This is a genomic window from Pseudomonas fluorescens NCIMB 11764 (assembly GCF_000293885.2).
GTDB classification, from domain to species: domain Bacteria; phylum Pseudomonadota; class Gammaproteobacteria; order Pseudomonadales; family Pseudomonadaceae; genus Aquipseudomonas; species Aquipseudomonas fluorescens_B.
Genome location: NZ_CP010945.1, coordinates 4,553,342 through 4,565,339 on the forward strand (window position 1 = coordinate 4,553,342; position 11,998 = coordinate 4,565,339).

At 55.4% G+C, this 11,998-nt stretch carries 5 protein-coding genes; 2 read left to right on the top strand and 3 right to left on the bottom strand.

Annotation, left to right across the window (positions count from 1 at the left end; translation table 11 throughout):
* The first annotated feature begins 65 nt into the window (after window positions 1-65).
* On the top strand, window positions 66-2,978 hold the full coding sequence (locus B723_RS20870) for an RHS repeat-associated core domain-containing protein (protein ID WP_031318900.1): 2,913 nt from the start codon (window positions 66-68) through the stop codon (window positions 2,976-2,978).
* Between the two features lie 33 nt (window positions 2,979-3,011).
* Here the strand turns inward: B723_RS20870 and B723_RS20875 are convergent, their stop codons facing one another.
* The 3 genes from B723_RS20875 to B723_RS20885 all read right to left on the bottom strand — a co-directional run bounded on the left by B723_RS20875 (window position 3,012) and on the right by B723_RS20885 (window position 7,423).
* Entirely contained in the window at window positions 3,012-4,688 is a 1,677-nt protein-coding gene (locus B723_RS20875) for a response regulator (RefSeq protein WP_017338742.1), read from the bottom strand.
* The gene (locus tag B723_RS20880; RefSeq protein ID WP_031318901.1) at window positions 4,688-6,190 is read right to left on the bottom strand and encodes an ATPase domain-containing protein; all 1,503 of its coding nucleotides are present in this window, start codon (window positions 6,188-6,190) and stop codon (window positions 4,688-4,690) included. Before B723_RS20880 ends, B723_RS20875 begins: the two co-directional genes overlap by 1 nt.
* 177 nt (window positions 6,191-6,367) lie before the next feature.
* Entirely contained in the window at window positions 6,368-7,423 is a 1,056-nt protein-coding gene (locus B723_RS20885) for a HEAT repeat domain-containing protein (RefSeq protein WP_017338744.1), read from the bottom strand.
* 191 nt (window positions 7,424-7,614) lie between these two features.
* Here B723_RS20885 and B723_RS20890 point away from each other — a divergent pair, with 191 nt between their 5' ends.
* Entirely contained in the window at window positions 7,615-11,955 is a 4,341-nt protein-coding gene (locus B723_RS20890; RefSeq protein ID WP_144425258.1) for a hypothetical protein, read from the top strand.
* The last annotated feature ends 43 nt before the right edge of the window (window positions 11,956-11,998 follow it).

Below are 11,998 nucleotides of genomic sequence, written 5' to 3' on the forward strand. Positions count from 1 at the left end.
GAGGCGAATAAATGTTTCGGCAAACTATGGCGTGTGTCTGCATGCCAACGCCGGGACGAGCCGTCATGCACCGACAAACGCCGATAGTCACAGTCACTGACCCTCTTCGCGTTGTTGTACGCGATATTGCCTATCATCGACGGTCTGACAAAGACGCCCCTCAGGCACGCATTACCCACCAGATCCACGACACCCTCAACCGGGTTAGCTTCAGCCGCGATCCGCGGCTATTTGCGCTCTTTGAAAGCGGTGCATCCCAATCAGCCAACCAAACCACTGTCTCCAGTCTGACTGGAAGGACATTGCTCTCCATCAACACGGATGCGGGCTGGCGGCTAACCCTGTCAGGTGCTGCCGGCCAAAGACTGGAAGACTGGGACCAGAAACTCAACCATCTGCGTACTGCCTACGATTCATTAATGCGCCCCGAGAGCGGTTTCGTATTGTCGGCGGGTGAAGAGCGGCGCACGGCGTGTTTTGCCTATGCTGACGCTTCTCTCGAATCCGCCCGACACAATCGCTGCGGCCAATTGATCCGCCACGACGACAGTGCTGGAACACGGCGCTTCTGTGAATACAGCCTCCTTGGCGCCCATCTTGAACAGGCCAGAAGTTTTCTTGAACACCTAGGGATGCCCGATTGGCCGGAAGACGAAGCTGAGCGCGACAAATTGCTTGAGCCTCAAAGAGCAACCACCCGAATGAACTACAACAGCGTCGGCGAACTAGTACGCCATGTAGACGCCTTGGGCAATGAGCAATTCCAGCGCCAGACAGTGGCCGGAAACCTGTACGAAACACGTATGACGTTGGCCGGTGCCGATGAAGATATCACTCTGGTCGGTGACATCCGCTACAACGCCTTCGGGCAGATAGAGCAGCAAACAGCCGGCAACGGTGTTGTTACCCGCACCACTTTCCATCCTGAGAATGGATGGCTGAAAACGCTGCGTGCGCAAGTTGCGAATGAGCCGCCGTTCCAGAATCTGGCATATGACTACGACCCGGTAGGCAATCCGGTGCGCATCAGTGACGCTGCACAGCCGGTCCGCTATTTCCGTAATCAACGCGTCGCCGCCATCAATACCTACCAGTACGACACGCTTGGCCAGCTCATTGGAGCCAGTGGTCGGCAGCGGGTCCAGGCGCCGGGAGGTCCTCATTTGCCAGCGTTCATCTCGCCGCCGGACTCGAGACAGCTGGAAAATTATCTTCAGACGTTTGATTACGACGCTGGCGGCAATCTGGAAGTGCTGCACCATCATGCAGAGAGTGGCAACCGGACAGAGCGAACGGCCGTTGCAACCTTGAGCAACCGAAGCCTGCCGTGGGGTGAGGGTAGTGAACGACCAGGAGACGATGAGATCGATGCCGCTTATGACGTCAACGGCAATCTCAAGACTCTTCCGCGAGGGCAGACGCTGCAATGGGATACATGTAACTGCTTGCGTCAGGTTGATCGGGTGATTCGGGAAGAAGAACCCGACGATGTGGAAAGCTATATCTACGATGGAGACGGTCAGCGGGTGCGAAAAGTCCGCATAGCCTACACCGGAACATTGAATCGTACCCACGAAACTCGCTACCTGCCCGGCGTGGAGATTCGTACAACTCCCGATGAAACCCTGCATGTCATCAGTGTTCAGGCTGGCCGATGCACCGTTCAAATCCTGCATTGGGAAAAAGGCCAGGCTCGGGGTATTCCTCAGCATCAGCTGCGCTACTGTCTCGCCGATCATCAAGGCTCCAGCTCGCTGGAACTGGACGAAGATGCCGCACTTATTAGCCAGGAAACGTACTACCCCTACGGAGCCACAGCCTGGTGGGCTGGAAGGGAAAACGTTGAGGCAAGTTACAAGACGATCCGTTATTCCGGGCAGGAGCGAGACGAAACAGGGCTGTATTACCATGGTTTTCGGTATTACATACCGTGGCGACAGCGCTGGTTGAACGCGGATCCGTCCGGGGTGGAGGATGGATTGAATCTGTATCGGATGGTGGGGAGCAACCCTATCCGCTTTGTGGATGCGCAAGGACTGGCGGGTGACGATCTATCGTCGATGGAGCAGGGTGGGTCAGCTGCACATAGAACATCCACTGTCCAATGGGTCGGAGCTCATGTTGCCAATATGGCCCGCGGGGGATTAGCCACTTCCACGGGCGAACTCGCCCGGTCAGGGGTTACAACGCTGTTGGAGGCGACAGCGGGTTCAACAGTACGCGGTGCGAATGCAGTGGTTAGCGCGGTAGCACATGGTTACGCTGGCGGTGGTTTGGCGGAAAGCTACATAAGAGTTCATCGATTCAGGAGTCGGTTTGCGACCATCCCCATAAGATTCGCGGGTTTCGTCGGAGGTGCCGGTGTGGGCGCGACAGTGGGCTATCTCAGCCCAACCCCTTTGGGAGACCTGGCGAACATCGCCAGTCGTACCATCGAGTCGGGGATGTCTCGCATGACTTCCGGGGTGGGGGCATCGATTCAGTACACCACTCCATCCGGGGGCTGGTCGGTGGTGTTTGAGGGGGGGGCGAATCTCGCATCTGGCATTGCTGAAGGCGCCTATCTTCCAAGCCTGTCGGGACTCCACCCTGTTTTAAAAGGGTTTATCAACGGAGCGCTTAAGCAGCTTACGGGCGCCACTATTCGCAGTTTGGGTAACGTAGATGCCAGTTACACTCCGAGCAGCGAATTTAGTCTTCCAGACTGGGATGAAATAGATGTGGGATTAAGAGATTTTGCACACGCTACTTTTATGGATATTACTTACTCGAATTCAATGGAGTGGATAGTCATTGGCATTGAGGGCAATGGCCATGAAAGTTTTGCGCAGTCGTATCCAGTCACGGATAGCATTTTGCATACGATCAATCCGATAGCCGAACTGGATCCCCTGATAGGACAGCGTGTCAGGGGCGGATACAGTCAACAAACCGTTGCCGAAGTGCCACGAAACCGGAAATTCAAGGCAGTGGTCTAGCATTCAGTTTGGATGGTGACCCGCTAAATCAGTTCATGGCAGATCATGGCAAATCATCTCCCGCACCTTCGCCGTCAACAGGTCGAAGGTAAACGGCTTGGTGATCATCTGCATGCCAGGATCGAGGAACCCGCCGCGCACCGCCGCGTGTTCTGCATAGCCGGTGATGAACAATACCTTGAGATCGGGCCGGTACTGCCGACCGATTTCTGCCAGTTGCCGACCGTTCATGCCGGGTAGCCCGACGTCGCTGATCATCAGGTCGATACGCTGTCCGGAATCCAGAATCGGCACCGCGCTGTCGGCATCGCCGGCCTCGACGAAAGCATAACCCAGGTCACTCAGCACTGTACTGACCAGCACCCGCACGGCCGGGTCATCCTCGACGATCAGCACTGTTTCGCCGTTCTGCGCGAACAGCGCGTGCTGCACGTCTGACGGACAATCCTGGGGCAGGTCACCACTGAAACGCGGCAGAAACAGACTCACCGTAGTGCCTTCGCCCACTTCACTGTGAATGGCGACGTGGCCGCGTGATTGTTTGCTGAAACCGTAGATCATCGACAAGCCAAGCCCGGTGCCCTGGCCGATCGGCTTGGTCGTGAAAAACGGATCGAAAGCGCGGTTGATCGTGCTTTGCGGCATTCCGCAGCCGCTGTCTGTCACGCTGAGCACCACGTAATCGCCGGGTTCCAGGTTGCTGTGGGCTTCGGTGAAATCGCTGTCCAGATACCGATTGCCGGTGCTGACCACCAGATTTCCACCGTCGGGCATGGCATCCCGTGCATTGATCACCAGGTTGAGCAGGGCGCTTTCCAGTTGATTGGGGTCGGCCTCTGCCACCCACAATGGCTCGTTGAGCTGCATGTCCAGGTGAATGCTTTCATTGATACTGCGCTGCAGCAACTCGCCCATGGACACCACCAGGGTGTTCATCGCCACGGGTTTGGAGTCCAGCGACTGACGACGGGAGAACGCCAGCAAGCGGTGAGTCAGGCCTGCCGCGCGGTTGGCGGAGGTCACGCCCAGGTCGATCAGGCTGTCCAGATCCTCGGTGCGTCCGCGTGCCAGGCGTCGGCGCAGCAGTTCCAGACTGCCGATGATCCCGGTCAACATGTTGTTGAAGTCGTGGGCTATGCCGCCGGTGAGTTGACCGACCGCTTCCATTTTCTGCGATTGGCGCAGGGCTTCTTCGTTGTGGCGCAACTGTGCGGTGCGCTCCTCGACCTGCTGTTCCAGGGTTTCGAGGGTGGTTTGCAGGCGCAGTTCACTTTGACTCAGATCGATCAGCCGATCCCTGGCTTCATACTGTCGTCGGCGACCGCGCAACGCGGTGGTCACCAGACTGATCAGCGTCACCGGATGAAAAGGGCGTTCAAGGAAGGTGACGTTGCCCAGTTGCGGGCCGAAGCGTGAGGCGGGGTTCTGTTCGGGGCCGCCATGGTAGGTCATCAGAACGATGGGCAGGTCCGACCATGCGGGCTGTTGCTCGATCAATGCGAACAACGGTTCGACATCACTGCCCAGCAACGCCTCGGAGGAGATCAGCAATAATCCGGCGCCATGCTCCAGTTCGGCGCAAAGGCCGACCAGGTCACGGGTGATGACGCCGGCATAACCCGCTTCATTGAGCATCATCAGGGCAATCTGGCTGTCACGTCCCAGTGGCGCGAGGATGATCGCGCGTTCGGACGTCGCTTCCTGGACCATCACGGAATTTCATCCCCGAGCAAAGGATTGCTCGCACCCAGATAAGTCGGGACGCCGCGCAATACACCCTGGAACGCGTCCAGCGGTTCGCCGATGGTCATGCCCTTGGAGCTGATGCGGTATTCGCGAATGGTCGATTCATGGCTGCCGGTGCGTTTCTTGATGATCGAGATCGCCCGGCGGACCTTGCCCAGCGCTTCGAAATAGCGCAACAAAATGACGGTATCGGCGAGGTAGGTAATGTCCACGGGCGCTTGCATGTCACCGACCAGCCCATGTTGGGCTACGGTCATGAAGGTCGCGGCGCCCCGGCGATTGAGGTACAGCAACAACTCGTGCATGTGCAGCACCAGAGCGTTCTCTTCGGGCATTGCGGCCTGATAGCCATTGATGCTGTCGATCACCACGGTTTTGATATCGCGCTCATCGACGCACCGACGAACCCGGTAGGAAAGCTCGCCAGGGGACAGCTCGGCGGCATCGACTTGTTCTATATGCAGGTTGCCGGTGTCTTGCAGGGCCTTGAGGTCAATCCCCATGTTTTTCATGCGCTCGAACAGCAGGCCCAGCTCTTCATCGAAAATGAACAGTGCGGCTTTCTCGCCCCGGGCCACGGCGGCGGCGGCGAAGATCATCGAGATCAGTGATTTGCCGGTGCCGGCGGGGCCAAGGATCAATGTGCTCGAACCGGTTTCTATACCGCCGCCGAGCAGGGCGTCCATCTCCTTGATGCCGCTGGTCAACTGCTGGCGGATATACCCTCCACGGTGTTCGGCGGCCACCAGACGCGGGAACACATGTACGCCGTCGCCCATGATGGTGAAGTCATGGAAGCCGCCGCGGTATTTCTGGCCGCGATACTTCACCACGCGGATGCGCCGGCGCTCGGCGCCATAGTTGGGGGTCAATTCTTCCAGGCGAATCACGCCGTGCGCGACACTGTGCACGGTCTTGTCGAGGGACTCGGTGGTCAGGTCGTCCAGCAACACCACCGTGGCGTCATAGCGCACGAAATAGTGTTTGATCGCGAGGATCTGGCGACGGTAGCGCAGGGAGCTTTGTGCCAGCAGCCGGATTTCAGAAAGGCTGTCGAGCACGACGCGAGTCGGCTTGACCCGCTCGACCACTTCGAAAATCTGCTTGGTGGCTTCACCCAGCTCAAGGTCCGAGGAATACAAAAGGCTCTGCTGATGCTCGGCATTGAGCAGGCTTTCCGGCGGCGTCAGCTCGAAGATGTGGATGTTTTCATCCAGCTCCCAGCCATGGGACAACGCCCCTTGACGCAGTTCGCGTTCGGTTTCGGACAGGGTGATGTACAACGAGCGCTCTCCGGCTCTGGCGCCGGCCAACAGAAAATGCAAAGCGACGGTGGTTTTGCCGGTTCCGGGCTCGCCCTCCAGCAAAAACACGTGACCGCGGGACAATCCACCGGCCAGGATGTCATCCAGACCTTCGATGCCGGTGGCGGCTTTTGCACTGAACAACTCGTTAGATGTAGACAAAAAATGCCCTCTCATGACTAGGGGAAGCGAGGCAGCAGGCCTGAAGTGCCTGAATGGACTGCCTGATCACTTGACCATTGGCCGCGAAGAGCGTTCAACACTTTTTGGGGTGGGGATTGTGCAAAAGCAAAAGATCGCAGCCTGCGGCGGATGCGTTCATCCGCAGGCTGCGATCTTTTAAAGACCTTGTTGAAGTGCCGGGTCGTCGGGGTTGAGTTGTTCAAGTTGGGCCAACAGGATCTGCACGTTTTGCAGCTGCCCGCTTTCTTTCCAGTAGTTGATCAACAAGACCCGGGCCTTGCGGTCGGCGGGGTGGCGCTGGACGATTTCCTGCAATTGTTTCTGCGCCGCTTCAAGCTCTTGCTCGTCATGCAGCGTCGTCGCCAGGTCGTAGCGATAATCCTTGTTGTCCGGCTCGAGTTCCACCGCCTTGGACAAGCCGAGCAGGGCGAACTCACTCTGACCGTGGTGCAGCAACCACATCCCCAGGGCATGTTGCAGGTAGGCGGAATCGGGCTGGGCTTTCAACTGTTTGGCCAATAGCAGCCGGGCGGCTTCGCTTTGTCCTTGCCGGTCCAGCACTTCGATCTGCATCACCAGTGCGGGCAGATTGTCGGGGGCCAGGCGCAAGGTGTTTTCAAGCGCCTGTTGCGCCGCTTTGAATTCAGCATTGTGCAGGTGCAACCGGGCCAGCTGATACTGGTTGTCGGCGCTTTCAGGCGCTTGGGTGAGCGCCTGTTCCCACGCATCGATGGCTTGCTGCAACGGTCCGAAATACAAACCGAGGTCGTCCGGCGACAACCCCAGCAGCGCGTTCACCGCAGCAAACCGGACACGTGGTTCGCTGTCATCGAGCAACGGGCCCAACAGCAGGCTGCGCTGACCGTTGGGGACCAGCCCGCTGATGCTTCTGATGGCGGCGATGCGCACATCGGCCGAGGGATGCTGCAGGTCAGCGTCCGCCAGTTTCAGGGCCACGGAACTGGGGTAGTTGGGCAGCTCGGCATGCAGCCATACGCGGCGTTTGGGGGAAATGTCAGGACGCCCCAGTTGCTGATAAAGCACGCGCGCGGCGCCCGGTTGACCAGCCCTGGCTTGCGTCAGTGCTTCGCTGTAACCACGCCTGATCGCTTCAGGCACCACAGGGGTCGTACTGCGCAGGAAGCCCCACGCAAGGCCGATGGCAATCAGTACGCAGAGGCTGATAAACAAATAACGGCGGGACTTGGGCATGGAAATCCGAGGCTGAGGCACTAGCAAATGAGTGTCAGCTTTGATCAGTCTGGGACGGGAGTCAAACCTTGGTCGGTTAAACGACTTAACAAATGTTCTGACCTCGCACACATACGGGCTTTTTTTACAAGATGTTTTCGGGGCGGCTATACATGCTTTGCGTCTGATCCAGTCGAGACGGAAAATCGTTCATGCCTCACCTGCGCAATGCAACACAAGTCAGTTCTGCGTCGCCGAAATTTCCATCTGCCAATGACGCAACGGTGAAAACACCAATCTCCACCGCGCTTCTGCTAGCCGGGAATAGTTCTCGGGTCATGGACAACCTCAATTTCTCTTCCGCAGCGCCCACTGCATCGAACGCAGACATTCCGCCACCGGTACTCGCGCGCGGTACATTCAGTTCATCTGCGGGGGCTTTTCTTGATCAGATCGATCTTGAGTGCCAGTGGTCCTTACTCAAAAACCAGCTGATGACGAAAACGCTTTCCGAGCAGGAAGCATTGGCGGTCCTGAGCAGCGGGATCTTGCAAACAGAAACTGGCAAAGCCATTGCCGGACTGTTTGCTGACGCGATGTTGCGTTCGGTCCGGCCACTTGGTTCGCTGGATGACGTGCGACTGAAAGAAATTATCGACGTGCTGTGCCACTTGCCACCCGACAAATGGCAGGCCGCTTTGGGCGAAAACGTAAGGTTTCCGAGTGGACAGAAAACCGAAGGAGAGACGGGATTCATCCAGTCACAGCTGGATCGCTCGAGTGAACTGCGGGACGAGCGGATTGCGAACGAAGAGATGCTTGCGGATGTTCACTGGGAAACCCTGAAAAATCTCACGGCACAGGGCCGGCAGTACATTCGCTCAAGCGATGGCGCACTCGACAGTGCGCTGATGATGCTGGAAGACGCGTCAGACCTGCGGCCTCCTCCATGGGATGTACATGCTCAGCTGGAAGCGTTTATCCGCCATCTCGAAAAGGGGGATGTAAAGCGAATACGTTGGACGGAGCACTATGTGACAGAGGTCAAAGCCCTGCGCGATCAAGTCAAACCCGGCGATGATGCAGAGCTGACCTGGCTGGAGTGGCTGGTCGGCCCCAGTTGGTTGGAAGGTGTGTTCGGACGCCCGATTTCGTTTTCAGCGTTGATGAACTCAACACACACGTCGGTAACGCCTCCCTTGTCTAATGACGGCTCGGATGGGTTGCTGAAGAGCCTGCAGAGCTTTGAGCGCAGCGCAGACTTCTACTCCAGCGTCACCGGAAACGGCCCGCGTGTTCCCGACAGCTTGGTCGGCAAACTTTTATATGTCTGCAATGCGCTGGACATCTTTAACGCTTTAAGACTGGACAGTAGCCATATTTCAACCAGCCGGCCCACCTTTGACGCCGTGAAGTTGGGCAGTACCCCTGTAACAGATCGGCCCGCTGCGAAGCCAGACAGTGGTGCCTGGAAAAATGGCGCGTCCGACTTTTCCAGATCGCCGCTCGAGCCAGGTCCGGAACGACCGCCGGCCATCGCGCAGCTCGGACGGCTAGCGGCACAAGTGGACGAAATTCTGGATCAGTTCGCCCGAAAAGCAATGCCTTGGGGCAGTGCTTATGCCGATGAACAGATCGAGATGGAAGCCATGCTTGAACCTCTCCGGGTTTACCAGCCTACAACCGAAACCTTGAATGATCAGCCCGCGGGTTCGCCCGGCCCCTTCCTGTCCGAAATGCAAGTTGTCGGGGGGCAAATGGCGAGCTGGCTCGGCCGAATGAGCAGCAGTTTAATCAGCACGGGAGTTGCGGTTCTCGGTCAAACGGGTGACTTGATAGAGCGAAATCCAGGTCGGGCTACGGGCGTGTTTGCTGCATACGTGGCGATCAGTAACTTCTACGCAAGTTGGTCACTACCTGAACCAGAACAGGCGATTGATCCTTTACAGGGGGTTGAACTCGATCCGGGTGCTGTGCCGAATGAAGAAGCGGTGTTTGATGAATATGTTGTCGAAGGTGTAGAGGATCTATTTGGGGATCTGCCGGAATTCGCAAATGAAGTAAAAAAATGGATCAGCGAGTCCGACTACCCTGATCCCGCCGACGATCCACAACTGGTCGAGAACCTTGAGGCACTTTTGCAGCGGCCTGTACCTGGCAACCAAAATGTGACCTATCAGGATTACCTCAATGAAGTCACTGTGTTGGCGGCATTAGATGCAAATGTTGAGTTTGAGGCCGATCCGGATAATGGATCAACGACCGAGGCCGCCGTTACTGCTGATGCCGCTCCATTAATGGGCGATATGCCGATAAATGTTCGTAAGAGACGCAGTTTGGGGATGAGTTCCGAAATGCAGACCTCAGAAAGCGGCGTAACTGCGCATGCGTCTGCACACTGGCTCATTCAGGCGGGACAGCGCGCATTAGACGCCGAGATTGCCATAAAGCCGGGTGAGGAAATCGCACCCGGTGTCACGATCAGTCAGGCGGCAGATTTATTTATCAAGGATTATGTCGAACTGCAGTTAGTATTGGACCCGTCTTTGTTTATTTTGTCATCTGTACAGCAGGTCGTCGTCGACTCGGATTTGCCTCCTGATTTGAAATCGAAAGTAAATCAACAAACAAAGTTCAGAGTTGACTACGACACGCCACGTCCGCTGGCGAGCAAGGGTAACTATTATCAAAAAGTAGCCCGCAGATATAAGATGTTCAGCTTGGCCGAATTGATGATGGGGCGACACGAGAAAGAAGCGCAATCACGCGAAGAGATGAAAATTAATTGGCCTTCTGGATTTACAGAAGGTTTCAAAAATGCCGTGAGGAAAAGTAACCTCTGGGAAGACTATAAAAGCCGTTCGGAAAAAGTTTTGTCTCAGCCAAAGTCTTTCGAGTTATGGAAGGCGAATCTTAAATACAAGTTGCAGCAGGTCGTCAGCGACTGTCTCGAAGGTGCGCACATCTCAGTGCAAGGTAAAGAAGTCGCCAATCAGTATGTGCGCGGAGAAATCCCGATAAGGCCCATCGCTATAAAGCACGGTAAATACAGCGATATGCTTCCTGTTTCGAACGCTGTTTTTTTGTCCAAGGGGAGAGGCCCAGAGGGATTGTTTGTTTTCCTGAGTGGGAATGAAACGGTGATCGAGAGTCCTGCTGAACTGTTTGAAAAGGACGGAAAATCAATAGAGGAATTTCCGGAGTTAAGAAGTGAACTGTCAAAACGAATCCCCCTGAAAAACTTGTTGTCCCGTGATGATGATGATTTTCAGCACAGTCAAGGGCGATTTGTCTGGGGGTGGAATCCCTTGAATATGTACAGCGATTATAAATGGCCTTATACGCCAATTATATTTGGCCGAAAGGACGGCGCCACCCGTTATGAGGACGAACACGATGCCTTTAAAGAATTGTTCAAGGAAGTGGTTGATAAAGCCAAATCTGATATGGATACGATGACTTCAACATTGGAAGAGCGGACAGTCGATAAATTGCTGGGTATTTTGGCGGATGCATTGGCTGGTTTTACCATCATATTGGCGATGCCAGGAGCTCCGGTCGCAGGTATTGCCTTTATGATGGGTGCTAGCGCCTCTGGGGCTCAATACGTGCGGGGGGCGGTAAATGATGACCCTCTGGAAGCAAGTCGACATAAAGCCAATGCAATAAAGGGAATGATTGGCCAAGTCGCTGGACCGTATATCGGTAAAGTACTGGGGAAAATATTCTCCAGGGTGGTGGACTCCCGTATTGCTGGGAAAATTGGTGAGCGCTTGAAGTTTGACAAGGTTTTCCCTAAAGAGCTTTCCAGGCACTTTCCAAAATATGGGCACCCGTCTTCACCGCTCTCGGCCAATGCTAAAAAAATAGAAAAATGGATTGCTCCCAGAGTCAGGAATCCGTGGATTATTCAGGACAAGGTAAATCGAAAGTTAACCAGTAATGTGGTTGTAGGTCGATTGAAGTCGTTGGGCAAAGGACCTGAGGTTGCACAAAGACTGATGGACCGTTCGCGTGTCTTGTATTTTGCCGGCCCTAAAGAAGGCTATGTGTATAGAGGATTTACCATGCGCGGAGACATGCGGTCGCCCCACGAGGTATTTGCCAAAGGCTTCAAGAGTGGAAACAATTCAGGGGTGAAAACATCAGGTTATTACGACAGCAATGGTATGGGTGCCTATCACCAGGGAGGAAAGCAAGGGGGGTATACCTATCTGATTGATGGCAGAACCAAGAGTGGGAGTGATGTTGTAAGAAATGATAATTGGAAAGCTGGCTCTCAATCACGGTTGGGTTCAAATCCGTATCAAGTCACTTATGAGAATAATATTCCGGGATCGAAGATACTAGGTGCCTACGATCGTGCTGGAAAATTCATACCCAATCCGAGCGCGCTGGATCGCGCCATCTTAAAAAGCATACCCAATCCCTTTGCGGAGTCGGTTCCTTTTCCGATAAAAAAACCTGTTCAAGATAACAACTCCAAACCTGCACAGATCAACTCCCCACACATGGAAAAAGAAGTTAAACAAAACAGTACAGCTCAAAGCTGACCGGGTGCTGCGCATTCTCACTGTTGATTGGATTGTGCAGCGC